This window comes from Donghicola sp. (assembly GCF_025210255.1).
In the GTDB taxonomy this organism is placed as follows: domain Bacteria; phylum Pseudomonadota; class Alphaproteobacteria; order Rhodobacterales; family Rhodobacteraceae; genus Donghicola; species Donghicola eburneus.
The window spans coordinates 50,040-69,965 of the sequence record NZ_JAOARZ010000025.1 but is presented as its reverse complement, the minus strand read 5'-3'; the positions used below and the strand labels follow the sequence as shown (position 1 = coordinate 69,965).

Sequence of the window (19,926 nt, the reverse complement as noted above, 5' to 3'; positions counted from 1 at the left end):
ATCGCTGTGCAGACACACACATTTACTACCGCATTTCTCGTGATTGCGTTCGAAAAAGCAAGAGCCATGTTATCGGAAAGACCGAAAAACCACCCTCCTCACTCGAACACAGTGGATTTTACAAATGACCAAGACAGTACTTCGTATTGATAGCTCCGTCCGCAAAGAAGGCTCGATCTCGCGCGACCTAACCACTCGCATTCTAGAGCGTTTGGCACCCGAGAAGGTCATCACCCGCGACTTGACCGAAGAGCTGCCCTTGATCGACGGCAACTGGGTCGGCGCGAACTTTACCCCCGCGGACAAGCGCACCGAAGACCAGAAAGAGGCTCTGTCGCTGTCCGAAACCCTGATCGCCGAAATTCAGGAAGCCGACACCATCGTCATAGGCGTGCCGATCTATAACTTCACCATCTCTGCGCGCCTGAAGGCATGGATCGACCAGATCGCCCGCGCCGGCGTGACTTTCCGCTACACCGAAGATGGTCCCGTTGGTCTTCTGGAAAACAAGCGCGCCATTCTAGCAGTGGCATCGGGCGGGACCGCTGTTGGATCCGAGATTGATTTCGCGACCACCTACCTGAAATTTATCCTTGGTTTTGTTGGCATTACCGACGTGACCATCGTGGCTGCTGACCAGCTGGCGCTTGACGCCGACGGTTCTGTGAAAAATGCGTACAACGCCGTGGAACAAATTGCTGCGTAACGCAGTTAGCTGATCAACCGGCCGCGTTCCTCCCTCATTCCCGTGGCCCACTCAAAGGCGCGTCCCATTCCTCCCCGGGGCGCGCCTTTTCTTGACTCTGGTGCTTGTATCATGCATACGCGCGCAGAATCCTCCGGAAGTTATGATGCTTCCGGTCCCATGGCTATCGCCGGGATCGCCCTCCATCAGCGCGTTGCGCCCATGGGGGCGCTTGGCGTATGTCGCATCACCGCCTATCTAGGGCGCATTCTTTAACGGTCTTGGAAAGGGCTTGGCATGTTCGAAAATCTATCTGAACGCCTTGGCGGTGTCTTTGACCGGCTGACCAAAGCAGGTGCGCTGTCCGAGGACGACGTTAAAACGGCTCTGCGCGAAGTGCGCACCGCTCTGCTGGAGGCCGACGTCTCTCTGCCCGTCGCACGCGACTTTATTAAAGCTGTCCAGAAAAAAGCGACCGGCGCGTCGGTGACCAAATCGGTTACCCCCGGTCAACAGGTTGTCAAAATCGTCCACGACGAGCTGGTGGCGTTCCTCGCTGGCCAAGGCGAGCCCGGCAAGCTGAAGGTCGACAACCCGCCCGCGCCGATCCTGATGGTCGGTCTGCAGGGTTCCGGTAAAACCACCACCACTGCGAAACTGGCGAAACGTCTGAAAGAGCGCGAAGGCAAGCGCGTGCTGATGGCCTCGCTCGACGTGAACCGTCCTGCAGCGATGGAACAGCTGGCCATTCTGGGTCAGCAGATCGGCGTCGACACCCTGCCCATCGTCAAGGGCGAAGACCCCGTCACCATCGCCAAGCGCGCCAAGACCCAAGCGGGCCTCGGTGGCTACGACGTCTACCTGCTCGATACCGCGGGCCGCCTGCACATCGATCAGGAACTGATCGCACAGGCCGCCGCTGTTCGCGACGTTGCCAACCCGCGCGAAACCCTGCTGGTCGTTGACGGTCTGACCGGTCAGGACGCCGTGAACGTGGCGACCGAATTTGACGACAAGATCGGCGTGACCGGTGTGGTCCTGACCCGTATGGACGGTGACGGGCGCGGCGGTGCAGCTCTGTCCATGCGCGCTGTCACCGGCAAGCCGATCAAGTTCGTCGGCCTTGGCGAGAAGACCGACGCTCTGGAAGAATTCCACCCCGAACGTGTCGCGGGCCGTATCCTCGGCATGGGTGACATCGTCTCGCTGGTAGAAAAGGCGCAGCAAACGCTCGAGGCTGAACAGGCCGAGCGCATGATGAAGCGCATGATGAAGGGTCAGTTCAACATGAACGACCTGAAGAGCCAGCTTGAGCAGATGCAGAAAATGGGCGGCATGCAGGGCATGATGTCCATGATGCCCGGCATGGGCAAAATGGCCAAGCAGGTGCAGGAATCCGGCATGGACGACAGCATCATCAAGCGCCAGATCGCTCTGATCAACTCGATGACCAAGCAGGAACGCGCCAACCCGGGCCTGCTGCAAGCCAGCCGCAAGAAGCGTATCGCCAAAGGCGCGGGCCTTGAGGTGTCGGAACTGAACAAGCTGCTGAAAATGCACCGCCAGATGGCCGATGTGATGAAAAAGATCAGCCAGAAGGGCGGCAAAGGCATGCTCAAACAGGCTGTCTCGGCCATGCGCGGCAAGGCTCTGCCCGGCATGGACGGCAACTTCGATCCCGCATCGATCGACCCCAGCAAAATGGATCCCAAAGAGCTTGAGGCCACCGCGCGCAAGCTCGGCATGGGCGGCCTTGGCGGAATGGGCGGCGGCATGCCCGGCATGGGCGGTCTGCCCAACATGTTCGGCAAAAAGAAATAATGACCACTGCTCCCACCATAACGACGGCACGTCTGACGCTGCGCGCGTTCGAGATCGCGGATTTTCCCGTGTTCTCGGCGTTCTATGCGTCTGACCGCTCGAAATATTGTGGGGGCCCTGCCGATCCCGAAAGCAGCTGGCGCATGCTGGCCTGCGAAATCGGGCATTGGCAGTTGCGCGGCTATGGCCGTTGGGCTGTGACCCTGACCGAAACCGGCGAGCTGATCGGCAACGTCGGCCTCTGGAACCCCGAAGGGTGGCCCGAGCCCGAAATCGGTTGGGACATCTACGAAGGTCACGAGGGCAAAGGATACGCCACCGAAGCCGCAATCGCGGCCCGCACCTATGCCTATGACGTTCTGGGGTGGGACACCGTGGTCAGCCTGATCATGCCCCCGAACGAGCACTCGAAAAACGTCGCCCGCAAGATGGGCGCGAAATTCGAGCGCATGTTCAACCACGTGCGCTTTGGCGAAGAAGAAATCTGGCGCCACCTCTCTGCAGCCGACCTGATGGACGGCGGGATGGAGGCTTACGCATGAGCCAGTTCTCGACCACCAAAATCCCCGAACTGCGCACCAAGCGTCTGGTTCTGCGCGGCCCCGAGCCGCAGGATTACCCAGATTTCAAAGCGACCTTCAGCAGCTATCGCTCGCGTTTCATGGGCGGCCCGCTGAACCAGTACGAGGCATGGATGCTCTATGCCGCTGAAATCGGGCACTGGGAAATCCGCGGCTATGGCATGTGGATGATCCACGACGCCGACACCGACGAAACCTACGGCATGGCCGGCGGCTGGAAGCCCGCAGGCTGGCCCGAGGCGGAAATCGCTTGGATCATTTGGCCCCGCGTGGCTGGCCGTGGCATCGCGCTAGAGGCCGCCGATTGCGTGCGCCGCTACTTCTACAACGAGCGTGGCTGGGAAACCGCCGTCAGCTATCTGGACCCGAAAAACCTCGACTCGATCCGCCTTGCCGAACGGCTTGGCTGCAAAAAGGATCACGAGGCCCCGTCGGTCGATGGCAATGACGTGGTGTATCGCCACCCCACCCCTGCGCAGTGCCGGTCCAGCCAGATTGCGGACGCGATCGCGCAGGAAATCGGTTTCTACCAGAATCCCAATTTTAAACCGGAAGGATGGGCCCTTGACTGACACCGTGACCCGCGCTGCCGAAATCCTCAAAGGTCACCGCGAAAGCATCGACCGTCTGGATGCCATCCTAGTCTATACCTTGGGCGAACGGTTCAAGCACACGCAGGCCGTTGGCCGCCTCAAGGCGGAACACGACCTGCCCCCCTCGGATCCCGCACGCGAACAAAAACAGATCGCGCGGCTCGAAGAATTGGCAGTTCAGGCCGATCTGGACCCTGAATTCGCCAAGAAATTCCTGAACTTCATCATTCAGGAAGTGATCAAGCATCACGAAGCCAAACAGAAGGACGCCTGAGCGCGGCCCACTCTGAAAACAAACCAGAAATACCCTCTAAGGAGACACTCCAATGGCAATGAAAATTCGTCTGGCCCGCGGCGGCAGCAAAAAACGTCCCCACTACGCAGTTGTTGCAGCTGACTCGCGCATGGCGCGCGACGGCCGCTTCATCGAGAAACTGGGCACCTACAACCCCCTTCTGGCAAAAGACGACGAGCGTCGCGTTTCGCTGGACATGGAGCGCGTTCAGTACTGGCTGAGCCAGGGCGCACAGCCCACCGACCGTGTTGCTCGCTTCCTCGAAGCAGCTGGCGTCGCCCCCAAGAAAGAGCGCGCCAACATGAAGAAAGCCGTTCCCGGCAAGAAAGCGCAGGAACGCGCTGAAGAGAAAGCTGCAAAAGCGGCTGAAGCAGCAGCCGAAGAGTAATCGGCTCTGTGATGACCGGATTTTCGGACACCTTTCGGGACGAGCTGGACCAGCTCATGCGGTGGCGGCGCGATGTGCGCCACTTCCGCACCGATCCGGTGTCCGAGGATCTGCTGGCGGGTCTGTTTGGCACCTTTGCTCTGGCACCCTCTGTGGGGCTGTCAGAGCCTTGGCGTCTGATCCGCGTGACCAGCGCCGCGGCCCGTACCGCGGCGCTGTCCAATTTCCGCACTGCCAACAGTCAGGCGCTGGACGGGTATTCAGGCGACGACGCCAAGACCTATGCCACGCTCAAGCTGTCCGGCATGCAAGAGGCCCCTGTCCATCTGGCCGTCTTCTGCGACGACAGCACCACCAAGGGCAAAGGCCTTGGCGCGGGCACCATGCCCGAAATGCGCCGGTATTCCTGCGTTTCCGCGATCATGCAGTTCTGGCTTGCCGCACGTGCCCACGGGCTGGGGGTGGGCTGGGTCTCGATCCTTGATCCCGAAATGCTCTGCCGTGATCTGAATGTGCCCACCGATTGGGCCTTGGTCGCGTATCTCTGCATCGGCTACCCGACAGAAGACAACATCACCCCCGAGCTAGAGCGCAAAGGCTGGGAAGCCCGCGCCGCTGCCCTGCCGCTCGAAACCCGCTAAACCGGAGAGACCCATGTTCGGCCTCATTCGCCTGCCATTCCTGTTGGCCGTCGCCTTTGTGGCGGGCATGATGTACGAACGCTCGGAAAAGGGTAAACTCTGCGACGAAATCGGCGGGACCACCCGCAACGGACTATGCATCATGAGGACGGAATGACCGAACGTGTTCGAGTAGGGACCATCGGCGGCGCATACGGCGTCAAAGGCGAGGTCCGGATCAAAAGCTTCTGCGCCATCCCCGAGGCCATTGCTGACTACGCCCCCCTCACCACCGAGGATGGCAGCCGCACCTTCGAGGTGACCATCACCCGCCAGATTTCCAACGGTCTGGCCGCCCGCATGACCGGTATCGACAGCAAAGAAGACGCGGATGCCCTGCGCGGCATGGGCCTCTATGCCCTGCGCAGCCAGCTGCCCGAAACCGATGACGACGAATACTACTACGCGGACCTGATCGGGCTCGACGTGTTCGACACCGGCGGCAACCCGATTGGCAAGATCAAGGCCGTCCAGAACCACGGCGCCACCGACCTGCTAGAGGTCTTTGGCCCCGGTCTGAAAACCACCGTTCTGATCCCCTTTACCAAAGAGGTCGTGCCCACCGTGGACATCGCCTCTGGCCGCGTGATCGCGGACCCGCCCGAAGGCCTGTTTGACTAATCCCATGACCGACGCTCCCAAACGCTCTCACGGCCGCAAGGCGATCAAACTCACCGCGCAGCCCACGGACCTGATGGCGCCCGCCCCGCTGGCCCACATCTGGACCGCCCGCGTGATCACCCTGATGCCCGGCACCTTTCCCGGCATCTTGGGCGAGAGTCTGACCGGCAAAGCCCTCCGCGAAGGGCGCTGGCAGCTGGAAACCGTGAACCTGCGCGACTACGGCGTGGGCAAGCACAAGAACGTCGACGACACCCCCGCGGGCGGCGGCGCGGGCATGGTCCTGCGCCCCGACGTGGTGGGCCGCGCGATCGAAGACGCGATGGAGGGCACCCGCGGCAACTGGCCGATCCTCTACATGTCCCCCCGCGGCAAACGCATCGATCAGGAAATGGCCCGCAATCTGTCCACCTGCGACGGCGTCACAATCCTCTGCGGCCGGTTCGAGGGCGTGGACGAGCGCGTGCTGGAACACTACGGCATCCAAGAGGTCTCTCTGGGGGACTTCGTGATGACCGGCGGCGAAATCGCGGCCCATGCGCTGCTCGACGCCACCGTCCGCCTGATCCCGGGCGTCTTGGGCAACGCCGAAAGCATCGAAGAAGAGAGCTTCTCCAACGGCCGCCTAGAGCACGGCCAATACACCCGCCCCGCCGTCTGGAAAGGCCGCGAAATCCCCGAAGTCCTGATGTCCGGCCACCACGGCAAGGTGGCCGACTGGCGCAAGGAAGAGTCCGAGCGGATCACTCGGGAGCGGCGTCCGGATTTGTTGGATTAGCTTTAATTACTGCCTTTTGGCTTTACCACACTAGGGTTGCGAGGCGGAGCGGCCTTTTTCGACTGCGTTGGAGCCTTAAACCCGCGAGAACCGTCGGAATAATTTAGCTTCACGTCGCGATTTGGAGCCTTGATCTGATTGCCCACATTGCTCTGGCTTGGTTTCTTTGAATCAGACATCAATGTCCCCCATGAAATTCGATAGCGATTATCTCGTCTGCGGATATCCACATACTCGTCTTGTGATCCTCGTCTAAATCTTCGGTTTCAGGAAAACAATCTCCAAAAACGTACTCCAAGAATATGTCGCTTCTGCTCAAATCTATTGACGCGTTGGAGCGATCGGTGAATTTGCCACAAACAATGCCCATGCTCTTCGTGTGGACACTAACCCAGGCATGGTTCTTCAGCGTTGAAAATGCGCCGTCCCAACCCGTCATATGGGGAGTTATTGCATTTAATCGCAACCAATTTTCAATAAATCGAAACCAACCCTTCTGTACTGCAGCTCCTAAAAAGACGCCCACGCCCACCGGAAGCAGGAATGTCCAAATAAGTGCAACAAACGGATCATCTAATGTGAAATTGACTTTCTCATACGCTCGCGCAATGTCAAAAATGGAGAAGGTAACAACGTAATAAATTGAAGAGAATAAGAGATACTCCAACAGCGCCGAAGACAAGCTTTTCATTCGCCCACTAACATAGCGAGTGCGAAAAAAAATAATTAGAAAGCCAGGAGCCAACAACCTTATCGAATTGGCGAAGTCTTGAAGGTCAATTTCTGAGGTTCCAAAAATATTAGCTACTCCATTTTTCAGAGAACATAGCGAACGACCTCCCCCCTTGCCAACCCCAGCAAAACCTGACATATCGCGCGCATCCCGCACATGGAGGCCCCAGTGCGATTCCGTCTTCTTCTGGCGGCAATCGGGCCCTCTGACGTTCGGGAACCGAACCAAAGCTGATCTGATCCTCTGGCGGGCGCTGCGGCGGACCCGAGAGAAGACCTAGAGTTCTGAGACCGGCACCAGACCTTTGTGGGCCAACCACAAGCAGTTAGGAGATATGCGATGGATCTTATCGCACAGATCGAAGCGGAGCAGATTGCTGCGCTGGGGAAAGAAATCCCCGACTTCAAAGCCGGCGACACCATTCGCGTCGGTTACAAGGTGACCGAAGGCACCCGTTCGCGCGTTCAGAACTACGAAGGCGTGTGCATCAGCCGCAAGAACGGCAAAGGCATTGCTGGCTCGTTCACCGTTCGCAAAATTTCGTTTGGCGAAGGCGTAGAGCGCGTATTCCCGCTGTACTCGACCAACATCGACAGCATCACTGTTGTGCGTCGTGGCCGCGTCCGTCGTTCGAAGCTGTACTACCTGCGCTCGCGTCGTGGTAAGTCGGCTCGTATCGCCGAAGTCAGCAACTACAAGCCCAAAACCGAAGCGTAAGAGGTGTAGTCATGAAAAAAGACATCCATCCCGACTACCACTTCATCACCGTCAAAATGACCGACGGCAGCACCTTCCAGGTCCGCTCGACCTACGGCAAAGAAGGCGACACCCTGTCGCTGGACATCGACCCCACCGTGCACCCCGCATGGACCGGCGGTTCGTCGCGCCTGCTGGACCAGGGCGGCCGCGTCTCGAAGTTCAAAAAGAAATACGAAGGCCTGGGCTTCTAATCCCAGCCACATCGGTTTCGTTAACGCCGTCCCTCACCGGGCGGCGTTTTCTTTTGCGGCACGGTCCAGAAACTCTGCATAGGCTTCAGCATCCGCGTGCCGCAACGCCTCTAGGGCGCGCGCCGCATGCCCCTGTAGATCATCACGCTTCTGGGTCTTGATGGCCTCGACCTTGCGGTGAATGTCCTGCAAGCGATCCAGCGGGTCACGGTCTGTCTCCAGCGCCTCGGTCCGACCCGATAACGCCAGTACAGCCTCGATCAGCGCTCCCAATTGCCGCCCATAACCGGCGACTTCGGTGATCACTTCTTTCTCGATCTCAACCGATCCACAGTAGTCCTGACTAAAGAGTTCGGGGTGAATGTCCTGCACAATATCGCCGGACCAAGGCATCCGGATCACGTTTGGAAAGGGTATTGAGGTAAAGTTCATAGCGTTCCCTCATGTATGAAATATGGGCAGCATTGTCGCATAAAGAGATCATTGCGCCCTATGCAGGCCTTCCTGACCTGCACCCGTGCCACGAAAACGTGAAAAATCGCGGCTCAGAGGTACGCGGACTCTTGCCCAACCCCGTCCGGTCTAGGCATAAGCATAACTAAACCAATATCCGGTTCCGAGAAAATCAGGGGACACCATATATGGCGCATATCATTGTCGTGGGGAACGAAAAGGGCGGCTCTGGCAAGTCGACCACCTCGATGCACATCGCGACGGCACTCGTTCGCCTTGGCTTCCGCGTCGGCGCGCTCGACCTCGACATGCGTCAGAAAAGCTTTGGTCGCTACTCCGAGAACCGCAAGCGCTTCTTGGCGAAAGAGGGCATCGAACTGCCCAGCCCGAACTACATCGAACTGCCCGAGGTCGACCCCGCCACCCTCAAGGAAGGCGAGAACATCTATGACGTGCGTCTGTCGTCGGCGGTCCAACAGCTCGAGGCCGAAAGCGACTTCATCCTGATCGACTGCCCCGGCTCGCACACCCGCCTCAGCCAGATGGCACACAGCCTCGCGGACACGCTGGTCACGCCCCTGAACGACAGCTTCGTGGACTTCGACCTCTTGGCCCGCACGGATGCCGAGGGCGAGAATATCCTTGGCCCGTCGGTCTACTCGGAAATGGTCTGGCACGCCCGCCAACTCCGCGCCCAAGCGGGCCTGACCCCGATCGACTGGATCGTGGTCCGCAACCGGATCGGCGCGCAGAACATGATCAACAAGAAAAAGATGACCGCCGCCGTCGACAAACTGGCCAAGCGCATCGGCTTCCGTATCGCGCCCGGCTTCTCGGAACGCGTCGTCTTCCGCGAACTCTTCCCCAAGGGCCTGACGCTTCTGGACCTCAAGGACATCGGCGTCACCCAGCTGTCGATCTCGAATATCGCCGCCCGCCAAGAGCTGCGCGACCTGATCAAGACGCTCAACCTGCCAGACGTCAAAGTGAACTTCTAAACCCCCAAAGGCAGCCCCAGCGGCTGCCTTTGTCGTTCCAGACGTCACCAAACAAAAAGGGCCGGTCCCCAAGAACCAGCCCTTTCTGCTTTGAAAAAATACTCACGGCACTGCAGCCGCCAGAAGCCCGCCCCTAGATCAAGGGCCCCAGCTCCGCCACAACCTGCTCATACACACCGCGCTTGAACGGCACGATATTCTCGACCAGTTCATCGACGGGCAACCAGCGCCATTCGCTGAACTCGGGATGCGGCCGGTCAATCACGATCATGTCGTCAGAGCCTTTGAACCGCATCAGGAACCACTTCTGCTCCTGACCGCGGTACTTACCCTTCCAGATCTTGGGAACGATGTCATGGGGCAGATCGTAGCTGATCCAACCCTCGGTCTCGCCCGCAACATCCACCATGTCGACCGAAATGCCGGTCTCTTCTTCCAACTCGCGCAGGGCGGCCGCGCGGGCATCTTCACCCTTGTCGATCCCGCCCTGAGGCATCTGCCACGCAGGCACTTCGCTATCCAGACGCTGCCCGACCCAGACCAGACCGTCGGCGTTCACGATCATAACGCCGACGTTCTTGCGATAAGGCAGCTTCGCGATGTCTTCTGGCGTCACTGATCGCTCTCCAGCGCCGACAGACCCTTGAGGATGTCGATGGCATAAGCCAGCTGGTAATCCTCATCGCGCAGCTTCGCGGCTTCTTCGGCCTTGGCGTTGTCCTCTTCGATCTGGCGGATCTCGTCTTCGCTCAGGCTGTCATTGGACAGGCTGCCACGCAGGTCCGCTTCCGAACGGGTGCGGGGTGTGCTCTCGTCCTCGTCCTCGACAACCGACGCACGGGGCTGCTGCACCACGATGTCAGGCGACACACCCAGGTTCTGGATCGAACGGCCCGACGGCGTGTAATAGCGCGCCGTGGTCAGACGCATCGCGCCATCGCCCCGCAGCGGCATCACGGTCTGGACCGACCCTTTGCCGAACGACTTGGTGCCGACAACCACCGCGCGGCGGTGATCCTTTAGCGCGCCCGCCACAATCTCGGACGCCGAAGCAGACCCGCCGTTGATCAGCACGACAATCGGCTTGCCCTCGGCCAGATCACCGGGGGTCGCGTTGAACCGCTCGCCGTCTTCGGGGTTGCGGCCACGGGTGGAGACAATTTCACCTTCTTCAAGGAAGGCATCCGCCACCAGAATAGCCTGATTGAGCAGACCACCGGGGTTGTTGCGCAGATCGATCACAACGCCGCTCAGAGCGTCCAGGCCGCCCGCCTCTTCGGCAGCAGTTTGCAGACCGTCCTTCAGGTTGTCGAACGTTTGGTCGTTAAAGGTGCTGACCCGCAGAACCACAGCCTCGCCTTCGGTACGGGTGCGCACGGCGGTCAGGCGGATAGTGTCACGAATAATGGTCACGTCGAACGGCTCCGGCTCGCCCTCGCGGACCAGCGTCACCACGATCTCAGAGCCCACAGGGCCGCGCATCAGTTCAACCGCTTCGTCCAGCGTCAGGCCCAGCAGGCTCTCGCCATCTACGTGGGTAATGAAATCGCCCGACAAAACGCCCGCCTCTTCGGCAGGGGTGCCATCCATAGGCGCCACGACCTTGACGAAGCCCTCTTCCTGCGTGACCTCGATGCCCAGACCGCCAAACTCGCCGCGGGTTTGGACGCGCATGTCCTGCGCATCATCGGGGGACAGGTAGCTCGAATGCGGATCAAGGGACTGGAGCATGCCGTTAATGGCGGCTTCGACCAGTTCGCCCTCATCAACCTCTTCGACATACTGCGCGCGGATGCGCTCAAAGATGTCGCCGAACAGGTCCAACTGCTCATACACGTTGACTTGGGTTTTTCCTTCTTGGGCCAGCAGCGGTCCCGCGATCTGCGTCGAGGCAATCAGCCCCGCCAGAGCGCCACCGCCCACTGCCATCAGAAACTTGCGCATTCGTGTCATTCCTTGTCCGTCTTGAACCATTCGGCGGGGTTCACCGTCTCTTGGTCCTCTCTCACTTCGAGATAGAGCGTTTCTGTATTCTGTCCGGCGCTAGCCTGCGTCAGGATCTCGTCCTGTGCAACACCCGCACCCCCCATGAGGCCCAGCGGATGCCCTGCGGGCAGCACCTGTCCGACCTCACCGTAGACCTGATCGAGCCCTGCAAGCACGAACAGAATGCCCGGTCCGGGCTCGATGATCATCACATTTCCGTAGTCCAAGAGCGGCCCACGATAGCGAATGGTTGCTGCCGCTGGCGTGGTCACCAGTGCCCCGGGCGCCGTCGCGATCACCCAACCGGGGCGCTCGATCCCTGCGGCATCGGGCTGGCCCGCCTCTCTCAGGATGGTCCCTTGCACGGGCAGAGACAACATGCCGCGCTGCTCGTGGACGTCAGGACCGCCCTCCAGCTCGTCGCCAACGACGATCTCGCCCAGATTATCGGCAAAGCTCGCCAGCGTGTCCGACGCCGCGACCAGCACAGCGGTCTGCACCGGATCAGCGGTGAACTTCATGGGCAGGTCGGTCCGGTCCGAAATCGCAGCGCTCAGCGCGGTGCGCGCCGTTTGCGCCCCTTGCAGCCCCTCGCGCAGGGTATCCGCCGCCGACTGCTGCAGGGCGCGCAGGGTTCGCACCTCTTCCAGATCGCGGGCCAAGCCATCGGCCTCGGCCTGCAATGCGGGCGAGATTTCGGTCAGGATCATCCCCGCCCGCGCGGTGCCCGTAGGCCCCGCTGGGTGGGTCAGCTGCACAGGGGCCGGACTGCGGGAAATGGTCAGCAGGCTGGCCAGCAAATCCGCCACCTGCCCCTGCGCCGAATTCAATTCCTGCGCCAGCGCCTTTTCCCGAATAGCCGCACGGCGCAGGCCAGCGCGCAGGGCCGTCAGCCCCGCCTCATACGCCTTGACCGTCTGGGTCAGCGCCGCCACACGGTCCCGCGCCCCTTGGGCATGGTCCAGCGCAACCGCAGCTTCGTCCAGCAATCCCTTGGCCCGCAGCGCCGCCGCAGCCGGATCTTCTTGCGCCCCCAACGGCGACGCAAGCAACCCCAGACACAAGACGGCCGCGCGACGGATCATCACTTGATCAGGCTCTCACCAGTCATTTCTTCGGGTTTCTCGACACCCATCAGCTGCAGCACGGTCGGCGCCAGATCGGCCAGACGGCCGTCACGCAGTTCCGCGCCCTCGGGGCCGCCCACCATGACAACCGGCACAAGGTTCAGCGTATGCGCGGTGTGCGCTCCGCCCGACTTGGGGTCCACCATCACTTCGCAGTTGCCGTGGTCCGCCGTCACGATCATCGCGCCGCCCTTGGCTTCCAGCGCCTTCAGCGCCTCGCCCAGACCGCTGTCCACCGCTTCACAAGCAGCCTTTGCGGCCTCAAGGTCGCCGGTGTGACCGACCATGTCGGGGTTCGCGTAGTTCACCACGATCATGTCGTAATCGCCATTGATCGCCTCGACGAACTTGGCGGTCACTTCGGGGGCCGACATCTCGGGCTGCAGGTCATAGGTCGCCACGTTCGGCGACTTCGGCATGAAACGATCTTCGCCCTCTTCGGGCACCTCGACACCACCGTTCAGGAAGAACGTCACGTGCGGGTATTTCTCGGTCTCGGCCAGACGGAACTGCTTCTTGCCCTGCTTGGCGACCCAAGCGCCCAGCGTGTTCACGATTTTCCGCTTGGGGAAAGCCGTGTCCATATAGTCGTTGTGACCGTCCGAATATTCCACCATGCCCAGCAGCGCCGACAGCTTGGGGCGTTCGCCCACTTCGAAATCATTGAAATCGGGTTCGCCAATCGCGCGCAGGATTTCACGAGCACGGTCCGCACGGAAGTTCAGACAGAAGAAGCCGTCGCCGTCATGCACGCCTTCGAACCCACCGATCACAACCGGCTTGATGAACTCGTCCAGAACGTCCTGCTTGTAGCTGTCCTTGACTGCATCTTCGGCGGTCGCGGCCTCAAAGCCCTTGCCGTTGATCATTGCGTCATAGGCCAGCTGCACCCGCTCCCAGCGGTTGTCGCGGTCCATGGCGTAGTAGCGGCCCGACACGGTGGCGATGAAGGCGCCTTCGGGCAGGCGATCTTCTAGCTCGGCGACGAATTTGTCAGCGGACTTGGGCGCCACATCGCGGCCATCAGTGACCACGTGCATCGCAACGGTCACGCCCGCATCGGTGATCGCCTTGGCGGCGGCCAGCGCGTGCTCGGTGTGGCCATGCACACCGCCGTCCGAGATCAGACCCATCACGTGGGCCATGCCCGCGCTCTCGGTCACTTTGGCGATAAACGCCTGCAATTCTTCGTTCTCGTAGAAAGAGCCGTCTTCGATCGCCAGATCGATCTGCCCCAAGTCCATCGCGACCACGCGGCCTGCGCCGATGTTGGTGTGACCCACTTCGGAGTTGCCCATCTGGCCGCTCGGCAGACCTGCGTCGGGGCCGTGGGTGATCAGGCGGGCATGGGGGCAGTCGTTCCAGATACGGTCAAAGTTGGGCGTCGCTGCCAGCGCGGGCGCGTTCGCCGGACTGTCATCACTCAGTCCCCAACCATCCAGAATACATAGAACAACGGGCTTGGGTGCAGTCATGGTGTTACCTCCTAGGCTTGCCCTCTCCTAGCGCAAGGCAAGCGCGGGGTGAACCATCCCTGTATCGGCCAACTGGATTTTTTGGTCAAAAACCGGAAGCCGCCCGATCAAGGGCGCTTATTCGCGGTGGTACGGCGCGTTCGACAGGATCGAGGCTGCGCGATACAGTTGCTCGGTCAGCATGACCCGCACCAGCATGTGGGGCCACACCATCTTGCCAAAGCTGATCGCGAAAGCCGCCTCGGCGCGCAGGGACGGGTCGATCCCGTCCGCCCCGCCAATCACAAAGGCCAAGTCCTGCGTGCCCGTGTCACGCCACCCCGCCATCTTGTCCGCAAAATCGGGCGAGGTCATGAGTTTGCCGCGTTCATCCATGACGACCAGCTTCGATCCGCTGGGGATCGCCTTGCGCAGCAGATCCGCCTCGGCGCCCATGCCGCGGGACTTCTTATCCTCGACCTCAATGACCTTGGCCGGGCCAAGGCCCAAGGCCCGCCCGGTTCGGTCAAATCGCGTCAGATAGTCGTCAATAAGAGTGGCCTCGGGCCCCGACCGCAGTCGGCCCACCACGCATAAATGCACGCGCATCGTCAGTCCCTAGCGGCGTTCCAGCCTCAGGCGGTGCCCGCAGGCTGCCACATCTTCTCGAGCTGGTAGAACTCGCGCACTTCGGGACGGAACACGTGGACAACAACGTCGCCAGTGTCGATCAACACCCAGTCGCCGCCTTCTTTGCCCTCGATCTTCGAATAGATGCCGAACGCTTCTTTCAGGCGATCGACCAGCTTTTCCGCGATCGAGACAACCTGACGGCTCGAACGACCAGAAGCGATGACCATGTAATCACCAATGGACGACACACCGCGCAAATCGATCTGCACGACGTCTTCAGCCTTGTCATCATCAAGAGAGGTCAGGATACGGGACAAGATGGCTTCACTTGTCACTTCGGCATCCGCTGCCGGAACGGGTTCAGCAGACTGGGCTGCTTGGTTCGTCATAGTCAGGACTTGGTCCTCCTAGATACACGCCGAATAGCCCCGGCGCTGGACATATATATAGCCTACCACTTTTGCGGCTTTCCCTCAATCACCGAGGGGGCATCGCAACGGGCGACTCACTTGGCGCGCCTTCATAGCGGGCGTTCGCGGGCTGTTCCACCGGCTGACCCGAAATTTCGAGACTCGCATGCGCCCAGCCAAAGCTCAGGCACAGGGCCAAAATCAGCAGGATTTGCAGCAAGCACAGAGGCTTCGTCAGGTGGGTCACGCGTTAAACGTCCGTTGGTGAATCACAAGCCGCGGCGTGTAACACGACTTGCCCTTGCAGCGAAGCCCTCTGCGCTGTATTTCCACGCCATGATGGTAATTTTCGATATGGATGATCGCGCACGCCTGCCGTGGCGCTTCTTCGGTGCGATGCACACCGTTCTCGCCCGCCTATAAGGCGGGACCCGAACCACTATTCCATCACATTTTCCAAAGATATCCACGGGAGAGGACCATGACCGCCCCGAAGACACTCTATGACAAGATCTGGGATGCCCACGTTGCCCACGAGGCAGAAGACGGCACCTGCTTGCTTTATATCGACCGTCACCTCGTACACGAAGTGACCAGCCCTCAGGCGTTCGAAGGCCTGCGTATGGCCGGCCGCACCGTGCACGCGCCCGAGAAAACCATCGCGGTTCCGGACCACAACGTCCCCACCACCGCGGGCCGTGACGATCCGTCGAACATGCCCGAGGACAGCCGCATTCAGGTTGCCGCTCTGGACACCAACGCAAAAGAGTTCGGCATCCACTACTACCCCGTGACCGACGTCCGTCAGGGCATCGTGCACATCGTCGGCCCCGAACAGGGTTGGACCCTGCCCGGCATGACCGTCGTCTGTGGTGACAGCCACACCGCGACTCACGGTGCGTTCGGCGCACTGGCCCACGGCATCGGCACGTCCGAAGTGGAACACGTTCTGGCCACCCAGACCCTGATCCAGAAGAAGTCCAAGAACATGAAGGTCGAAATCACCGGCAAACTGATGCCCGGTGTGACCGCCAAAGACATCGTTCTGCGCATCATCGCGGAAACCGGCACCGCTGGCGGCACCGGCTACGTGATCGAGTATTGCGGTGAAGCGATCCGTGACCTGTCCATGGAAGGTCGTATGACCATCTGTAACATGGCCATCGAAGGCGGCGCCCGCGCCGGTCTGATCGCGCCCGACGAGACCACCTTTGAATATGTCAAAGGCCGCCCCCACGCCCCCAAAGGCGCCCAGTGGGAAGCTGCTCTGAACTGGTGGAAGACCCTCTACACCGACGAAGGCGCGCACTTCGACAAAGTTCTGGTCATCGAAGGTGAATCGATCGAGCCCACCGTGACTTGGGGCACCTCGCCCGAGGACGCACTGCCGATCAGCGCCGTCGTTCCCACCCCGTCCGATTTCAAAGGCGGCAAGGTCGAAGCGGCTGCCCGCTCGATCGAGTACATGGGTCTGACTTCGGGCACTCCGCTGACCGACATCGAGATCGACACCGTGTTCATCGGCTCCTGCACCAACGGCCGCATCGAAGACCTGCGCGCCGCAGCAGAGATCCTGAAGGGCAAGAAGGTCAAAGAAGGCATGCGTGCCATGATCGTTCCCGGTTCGGGTCTGGTCCGCGCTCAGGCCGAAGAAGAAGGTCTGGCAGACATATTCAAGGAAGCCGGTTTCGAATGGCGCCTTGCGGGCTGCTCGATGTGCCTTGCCATGAACCCCGACCAGCTGAAGCCGGGCGAGCGTTGCGCCGCAACCTCGAACCGCAACTTCGAAGGTCGTCAGGGCCGTGGTGGCCGTACGCACCTGATGTCGCCCGCGATGGCAGCTGCTGCTGCGATCACCGGCAAGATCACCGACGTGCGCACTCTCGCCTGATAAATCCCGCCGCCTGCGTCAGGCGGTCATGTATGTACGTAAGCCATACGTGATCCAGACGCAGGCCATACCCACCTTTTTCGGAAGGAAGACAGGATATGGACAAGTTCGAAAAACTCAGCGGGATCGCCGCACCCATGCCGTTGATCAACATCGACACCGATATGATCATCCCCAAGCAGTTCCTGAAAACCATCAAGCGTTCGGGCCTCGGCGTGAACCTGTTTGATGAAATGCGCTACGACGACAACGGCAACGAAATCCCTGATTTCGTGCTGAACAAGCCCGCCTACCGCGAAGCCGAGATCATCATTGCCGGTGACAACTTTGGCTGTGGCTCGTCGCGCGAACACGCTCCTTGGGCGATCAAAGATTTCGGCATCAAGTGCGTGATCGCACCCAGCTTTGCCGACATCTTCTTCAACAACTGCTTCAAGAACGGCATCCTGCCGATCGTTCTGCCCCAAGAGCAGGTCGACGTGCTGATGAAGGACGCAGAAAAAGGCGCCAACGCCCGTATGGAAGTGGATCTGGAAGCCCAGACCATCACCACCTCGGACGGCGAGACCTTTGCCTTCGAAGTCGACGCATTCCGTAAGCACTGCTTACTTAATGGCCTCGATGACATTGGCCTGACCCTCGAAAAGAAAGCTGCAATTGATTCTTACGAGTCGGCAGCAGCGCAGGCGCGTCCTTGGGTCTAAGACCCTGACAAACCAAAATATCTAGAAAGGGGCCGAATTTCGGCCCCTTTTTTGCTTACAGTTTGATGCAGAATAGCACCAGCTTTTCCCCGAATCCGCCCCAATACGTAAGTAACTTACTTACAGGTATTGAGACCTGATCCCGATATTGGCAGCATTGTGTCAAGATTGAGGCATTCCGCACCATAAGCGGATCAGGTGGGTCAAAAGGCACGGCAAAAAAGGCCAAGCCCGCCCTGGTAGAGAGGTAGAGCAGTGTTCACACGTTTTGTGAGCGCACTTGTGCGCGCGATATTCGTCGTGCTGTTGATCGCGACCCCGTGGCTGTTGCTGCCCGGTCCGAATGACAGTGCGCCCATCGTCCTTCTGGTGGCGATCTTTGTCGGCTGGCTCGTCTTCTCGGAATACATGACCGAATACCCCAGCCTGATCGAGTTCCGCGACGCCCCCCCGTATAACCGCCTGCGGTTCGGCGCCCTGTTTGCGACCGTTCTGGTGCTGACGCTGATCCAGCGCGGCATTGCGCATCCCAGCCCCATCAGCGAGCTGTTTACCGCGATCTCGCACGTGGTCGGCAATGCTTTGGACTTCCCCTTCTCGCCCGTGCGCCTGATGGTTCTGTCCCTGCCCGAAAGCGCCCATGCCGCCGATATCGACCTGCTGCGCCGCACTTCGGCGATTGCTTATCTGATGTCGCTCATCTCGTTGGTTTTCTTCATCTTTATCATGTGGCTGAACGGCTGGCCCCGCCAGAATGGCAGCTTCAATGTCTGGACCAACCTGCCCACTTTTGACCCCACCGGTGGCGGTGATGTGGTCGGCCGTCTGAACCGCGACGCCAATCTTTACGTGGCCTTAGGCTTTTTGCTGCCATTCTTGATCCCGGCCTTCCTGCAGGCCGCTGCGGGGATCGTTGACCCGATCGCCGTGGCCCAACCGAAGTCACTGATCTGGACCGTCAGCCTATGGGCCTTTGTACCGTCGAGCCTCTTGATGCGGGGCATTGCCACCGCCCGCGTCGCCTCGATGATCGCGGACAAACGTCGCCGGTCCATGGACCGCGACACCGAGGATATGCACGTCTTCGGCTGATCCTATTGGCTGTGCTGGCTTGCCTTGCGGGGCTGGCCCACGCCGACCCCATTCGCATCGCGACCTACAACACAGAGCTCGGCCGCAAAGGGCCGGGCATTTTGCTGCGTGACATCCGGCGCGGCGACGATCAGGTCAACGCCGTTATGCGGGTGCTGGTGCAGGCAAACGCAGACATCCTCGCACTGCAGAGCATCGACTGGGACCATCGCGGGGAAACTCTGGCAGCCTTTGTAGACGTCCTTGCGGCCCAAGGCCTCACCTACCCGCATACCCTTGCCCTACGCCCCAACGCCGGACTTCAAATCGCGGGCACCGATCCGCCCCAAGACCACAGCTTCGGTCGATTCGCAGGGTCCGAGGGCATGGCCTTGCTTTCGAAATTCCCAATCGACCGCACGCAGGTCCGCAACTACGCCGATCTGCCTTGGCGCGCCCTGCCGTGGACCCACCCTCCGGCGGGCACACACCCGGATCAACGCCTCTCGACCATGGGACATTGGGTCGTGCCGCTCCAAACGCCCGAAGGCTTGCTCAGCCTGATGGTCTTCCACGCCACGCCCCCCGTCTTTGACGGCCCCGATGACGCCAACGGCTTGCGCAACGGAGACGAGATCCTGTTCTGGCAACATCTGCTGGACGGCGACCACGGCCCACCGCCCGAACGCTTTGTGATCATTGGGGATTTCAATAACGACCCGACCCAAGGCGAGGGCCTGAAAGCCCCCTTGAATGCCCTACTCTCTGACCCGCGCCTGACGCCTGTCCACGCCACAGGCGCCCAAGGCACGGCCACCGTGGACTGGTCCGATATCGGCCTGCCGCCCATGCGCGTCAGCTACATTCTGCCTGACAACGGGATCACCGTTCGCGCCAGCGGTATCCTCTGGCCGCCCCCCGACGATCCGACGTTTGCGATCATTGATTCCGCCAGCCGGCACCGTTTGGTGTGGGCGGACATCGAGATGCCCCGAAACACGCAAGAAAACGTCACTCAGCCTGCAAAACAACAGCTGCGGTTCCTTGACCCCCTTCGCGCCAGTCGGTAGGCCA

26 protein-coding genes are annotated in these 19,926 nt (G+C 60.4%); 17 read left to right on the top strand and 9 right to left on the bottom strand.

Features of this window, described 5'->3' with window-relative positions:
* The first annotated feature begins 124 nt into the window (after window positions 1–124).
* The 10 genes from N4A58_RS12035 (at window position 125) to trmD (ending at window position 6,442) form a co-directional block, all read left to right on the top strand.
* The gene (locus N4A58_RS12035) at window positions 125–706 is read left to right on the top strand and encodes an NAD(P)H-dependent oxidoreductase (protein WP_293709920.1); all 582 of its coding nucleotides are present in this window, start codon (window positions 125–127) and stop codon (window positions 704–706) included.
* A 276-nt stretch (window positions 707–982) separates the two neighbouring features.
* Complete coding sequence (gene ffh / locus N4A58_RS12030) at window positions 983–2,506, top strand: signal recognition particle protein (protein WP_293709918.1); 1,524 nt, start codon at window positions 983–985, stop codon at window positions 2,504–2,506.
* Complete coding sequence (locus N4A58_RS12025) at window positions 2,506–3,048, top strand: GNAT family N-acetyltransferase (protein WP_293709916.1); 543 nt, start codon at window positions 2,506–2,508, stop codon at window positions 3,046–3,048. The genes ffh and N4A58_RS12025 overlap by 1 nt, the downstream gene beginning before the upstream one ends.
* Window positions 3,045–3,659: a GNAT family N-acetyltransferase gene (locus tag N4A58_RS12020; RefSeq protein WP_293709914.1), complete on the top strand. Its 615-nt coding sequence runs from the start codon at window positions 3,045–3,047 to the stop codon at window positions 3,657–3,659. Before N4A58_RS12025 ends, N4A58_RS12020 begins: the two co-directional genes overlap by 4 nt.
* On the top strand, window positions 3,652–3,954 hold the full coding sequence (locus N4A58_RS12015; RefSeq protein WP_293709912.1) for a chorismate mutase: 303 nt from the start codon (window positions 3,652–3,654) through the stop codon (window positions 3,952–3,954). Before N4A58_RS12020 ends, N4A58_RS12015 begins: the two co-directional genes overlap by 8 nt.
* A gap of 52 nt (window positions 3,955–4,006) precedes the next feature.
* Entirely contained in the window at window positions 4,007–4,363 is a 357-nt protein-coding gene (rpsP, locus tag N4A58_RS12010) for a 30S ribosomal protein S16 (RefSeq protein WP_293709910.1), read from the top strand.
* 11 nt (window positions 4,364–4,374) lie between these two features.
* A complete protein-coding gene (gene bluB / locus N4A58_RS12005; RefSeq protein ID WP_293709908.1) occupies window positions 4,375–5,004 on the top strand; it encodes a 5,6-dimethylbenzimidazole synthase in 630 nt (209 codons plus the stop codon).
* Between the two features lie 13 nt (window positions 5,005–5,017).
* Window positions 5,018–5,161 carry a hypothetical protein gene (locus N4A58_RS12000; RefSeq protein ID WP_177218635.1) on the top strand — a complete coding sequence of 48 codons (144 nt, stop codon included), beginning with the start codon at window positions 5,018–5,020 and terminating at the stop codon, window positions 5,159–5,161.
* Complete coding sequence (gene rimM, locus N4A58_RS11995; RefSeq protein WP_293709906.1) at window positions 5,158–5,664, top strand: ribosome maturation factor RimM; 507 nt, start codon at window positions 5,158–5,160, stop codon at window positions 5,662–5,664. The genes N4A58_RS12000 and rimM overlap by 4 nt, the downstream gene beginning before the upstream one ends.
* 4 nt (window positions 5,665–5,668) lie before the next feature.
* Window positions 5,669–6,442, top strand: a complete 774-nt coding sequence (gene trmD, locus N4A58_RS11990; RefSeq protein ID WP_293709904.1) for a tRNA (guanosine(37)-N1)-methyltransferase TrmD — start codon at window positions 5,669–5,671, stop codon at window positions 6,440–6,442.
* A 178-nt stretch (window positions 6,443–6,620) separates the two neighbouring features.
* Here the strand turns inward: trmD and N4A58_RS11985 are convergent, their stop codons facing one another.
* Window positions 6,621–7,313 (bottom strand): DUF6338 family protein, encoded by a 693-nt coding sequence (locus N4A58_RS11985; RefSeq protein ID WP_293709902.1) that lies wholly within the window; start codon window positions 7,311–7,313, stop codon window positions 6,621–6,623.
* A 201-nt stretch (window positions 7,314–7,514) separates the two neighbouring features.
* On the opposite strand from N4A58_RS11985, the gene rplS reads away from it, so the two are divergent.
* The gene (gene rplS / locus N4A58_RS11980) at window positions 7,515–7,892 is read left to right on the top strand and encodes a 50S ribosomal protein L19 (protein ID WP_072709619.1); all 378 of its coding nucleotides are present in this window, start codon (window positions 7,515–7,517) and stop codon (window positions 7,890–7,892) included.
* A gap of 11 nt (window positions 7,893–7,903) precedes the next feature.
* A complete protein-coding gene (rpmE, locus tag N4A58_RS11975) occupies window positions 7,904–8,125 on the top strand; it encodes a 50S ribosomal protein L31 (RefSeq protein ID WP_072709617.1) in 222 nt (73 codons plus the stop codon).
* A gap of 33 nt (window positions 8,126–8,158) precedes the next feature.
* Here the strand turns inward: rpmE and N4A58_RS11970 are convergent, their stop codons facing one another.
* On the bottom strand, window positions 8,159–8,557 hold the full coding sequence (locus N4A58_RS11970) for a hypothetical protein (protein ID WP_293709898.1): 399 nt from the start codon (window positions 8,555–8,557) through the stop codon (window positions 8,159–8,161).
* Window positions 8,558–8,766: 209 nt separating this feature from the next.
* Here N4A58_RS11970 and N4A58_RS11965 point away from each other — a divergent pair, with 209 nt between their 5' ends.
* On the top strand, window positions 8,767–9,576 hold the full coding sequence (locus N4A58_RS11965; protein WP_072709612.1) for a division plane positioning ATPase MipZ: 810 nt from the start codon (window positions 8,767–8,769) through the stop codon (window positions 9,574–9,576).
* Window positions 9,577–9,709: 133 nt separating this feature from the next.
* Here the strand turns inward: N4A58_RS11965 and N4A58_RS11960 are convergent, their stop codons facing one another.
* From N4A58_RS11960 to N4A58_RS11930, 7 genes are all read right to left on the bottom strand, one after another.
* Window positions 9,710–10,192 (bottom strand): RNA pyrophosphohydrolase, encoded by a 483-nt coding sequence (locus N4A58_RS11960; RefSeq protein ID WP_293709897.1) that lies wholly within the window; start codon window positions 10,190–10,192, stop codon window positions 9,710–9,712.
* Window positions 10,189–11,520 carry a S41 family peptidase gene (locus N4A58_RS11955; RefSeq protein ID WP_072709608.1) on the bottom strand — a complete coding sequence of 444 codons (1,332 nt, stop codon included), beginning with the start codon at window positions 11,518–11,520 and terminating at the stop codon, window positions 10,189–10,191. The genes N4A58_RS11960 and N4A58_RS11955 overlap by 4 nt, the downstream gene beginning before the upstream one ends.
* 5 nt (window positions 11,521–11,525) lie before the next feature.
* Window positions 11,526–12,647 (bottom strand): peptidoglycan DD-metalloendopeptidase family protein, encoded by a 1,122-nt coding sequence (locus N4A58_RS11950; protein ID WP_293709895.1) that lies wholly within the window; start codon window positions 12,645–12,647, stop codon window positions 11,526–11,528.
* Window positions 12,647–14,164: a 2,3-bisphosphoglycerate-independent phosphoglycerate mutase gene (gene gpmI / locus N4A58_RS11945; protein WP_293709894.1), complete on the bottom strand. Its 1,518-nt coding sequence runs from the start codon at window positions 14,162–14,164 to the stop codon at window positions 12,647–12,649. The genes N4A58_RS11950 and gpmI overlap by 1 nt, the downstream gene beginning before the upstream one ends.
* A 117-nt stretch (window positions 14,165–14,281) precedes the next feature.
* Window positions 14,282–14,752 carry a 23S rRNA (pseudouridine(1915)-N(3))-methyltransferase RlmH gene (rlmH, locus tag N4A58_RS11940; RefSeq protein WP_293709893.1) on the bottom strand — a complete coding sequence of 157 codons (471 nt, stop codon included), beginning with the start codon at window positions 14,750–14,752 and terminating at the stop codon, window positions 14,282–14,284.
* Between the two features lie 26 nt (window positions 14,753–14,778).
* The gene (gene rsfS / locus N4A58_RS11935) at window positions 14,779–15,165 is read right to left on the bottom strand and encodes a ribosome silencing factor (protein ID WP_072709599.1); all 387 of its coding nucleotides are present in this window, start codon (window positions 15,163–15,165) and stop codon (window positions 14,779–14,781) included.
* Between the two features lie 88 nt (window positions 15,166–15,253).
* A complete protein-coding gene (locus N4A58_RS11930; RefSeq protein WP_293709892.1) occupies window positions 15,254–15,433 on the bottom strand; it encodes a hypothetical protein in 180 nt (59 codons plus the stop codon).
* Window positions 15,434–15,667: 234 nt separating this feature from the next.
* On the opposite strand from N4A58_RS11930, the gene leuC reads away from it, so the two are divergent.
* From leuC to N4A58_RS11910, 4 genes are all read left to right on the top strand, one after another.
* Window positions 15,668–17,077, top strand: a complete 1,410-nt coding sequence (leuC, locus tag N4A58_RS11925; RefSeq protein WP_072709595.1) for a 3-isopropylmalate dehydratase large subunit — start codon at window positions 15,668–15,670, stop codon at window positions 17,075–17,077.
* Between the two features lie 98 nt (window positions 17,078–17,175).
* Window positions 17,176–17,781, top strand: coding sequence for a 3-isopropylmalate dehydratase small subunit (leuD, locus tag N4A58_RS11920; RefSeq protein WP_293709890.1), 606 nt, complete (start codon window positions 17,176–17,178; stop codon window positions 17,779–17,781).
* A gap of 255 nt (window positions 17,782–18,036) precedes the next feature.
* Window positions 18,037–18,873: a hypothetical protein gene (locus N4A58_RS11915; protein WP_293709889.1), complete on the top strand. Its 837-nt coding sequence runs from the start codon at window positions 18,037–18,039 to the stop codon at window positions 18,871–18,873.
* An 11-nt stretch (window positions 18,874–18,884) separates the two neighbouring features.
* A complete protein-coding gene (locus N4A58_RS11910; RefSeq protein WP_293709981.1) occupies window positions 18,885–19,922 on the top strand; it encodes an endonuclease/exonuclease/phosphatase family protein in 1,038 nt (345 codons plus the stop codon).
* Window positions 19,923–19,926: the final 4 nt, after the last annotated feature.

Excerpts from the sequence above, each read along its gene's own strand:
- N4A58_RS12020 (WP_293709914.1), top strand. The coding sequence starts at position 3,045 with ATGAGCCAGTTCTCGACCACCAAAATCCCCGAACTGCGCACCAAGCGT.
- N4A58_RS11970 (WP_293709898.1), bottom strand. The coding sequence starts at position 8,557 with ATGAACTTTACCTCAATACCCTTTCCAAACGTGATCCGGATGCCTTGG.
- rlmH (WP_293709893.1), bottom strand. The coding sequence starts at position 14,752 with ATGCGCGTGCATTTATGCGTGGTGGGCCGACTGCGGTCGGGGCCCGAG.
- gpmI (WP_293709894.1), bottom strand. The coding sequence starts at position 14,164 with ATGACTGCACCCAAGCCCGTTGTTCTATGTATTCTGGATGGTTGGGGA.
- N4A58_RS11950 (WP_293709895.1), bottom strand. The coding sequence starts at position 12,647 with ATGATCCGTCGCGCGGCCGTCTTGTGTCTGGGGTTGCTTGCGTCGCCG.
- rsfS (WP_072709599.1), bottom strand. The coding sequence starts at position 15,165 with ATGACGAACCAAGCAGCCCAGTCTGCTGAACCCGTTCCGGCAGCGGAT.
- rplS (WP_072709619.1), top strand. The coding sequence starts at position 7,515 with ATGGATCTTATCGCACAGATCGAAGCGGAGCAGATTGCTGCGCTGGGG.
- N4A58_RS11955 (WP_072709608.1), bottom strand. The coding sequence starts at position 11,520 with ATGCGCAAGTTTCTGATGGCAGTGGGCGGTGGCGCTCTGGCGGGGCTG.
- leuC (WP_072709595.1), top strand. The coding sequence starts at position 15,668 with ATGACCGCCCCGAAGACACTCTATGACAAGATCTGGGATGCCCACGTT.
- N4A58_RS11985 (WP_293709902.1), bottom strand. The coding sequence starts at position 7,313 with ATGTCAGGTTTTGCTGGGGTTGGCAAGGGGGGAGGTCGTTCGCTATGT.
- trmD (WP_293709904.1), top strand. The coding sequence starts at position 5,669 with ATGACCGACGCTCCCAAACGCTCTCACGGCCGCAAGGCGATCAAACTC.
- ffh (WP_293709918.1), top strand. The coding sequence starts at position 983 with ATGTTCGAAAATCTATCTGAACGCCTTGGCGGTGTCTTTGACCGGCTG.
- N4A58_RS12025 (WP_293709916.1), top strand. The coding sequence starts at position 2,506 with ATGACCACTGCTCCCACCATAACGACGGCACGTCTGACGCTGCGCGCG.
- leuD (WP_293709890.1), top strand. The coding sequence starts at position 17,176 with ATGGACAAGTTCGAAAAACTCAGCGGGATCGCCGCACCCATGCCGTTG.
- rimM (WP_293709906.1), top strand. The coding sequence starts at position 5,158 with ATGACCGAACGTGTTCGAGTAGGGACCATCGGCGGCGCATACGGCGTC.
- N4A58_RS12035 (WP_293709920.1), top strand. The coding sequence starts at position 125 with ATGACCAAGACAGTACTTCGTATTGATAGCTCCGTCCGCAAAGAAGGC.
- bluB (WP_293709908.1), top strand. The coding sequence starts at position 4,375 with ATGACCGGATTTTCGGACACCTTTCGGGACGAGCTGGACCAGCTCATG.
- N4A58_RS11965 (WP_072709612.1), top strand. The coding sequence starts at position 8,767 with ATGGCGCATATCATTGTCGTGGGGAACGAAAAGGGCGGCTCTGGCAAG.
- rpmE (WP_072709617.1), top strand. The coding sequence starts at position 7,904 with ATGAAAAAAGACATCCATCCCGACTACCACTTCATCACCGTCAAAATG.
- rpsP (WP_293709910.1), top strand. The coding sequence starts at position 4,007 with ATGGCAATGAAAATTCGTCTGGCCCGCGGCGGCAGCAAAAAACGTCCC.
- N4A58_RS12000 (WP_177218635.1), top strand. The coding sequence starts at position 5,018 with ATGTTCGGCCTCATTCGCCTGCCATTCCTGTTGGCCGTCGCCTTTGTG.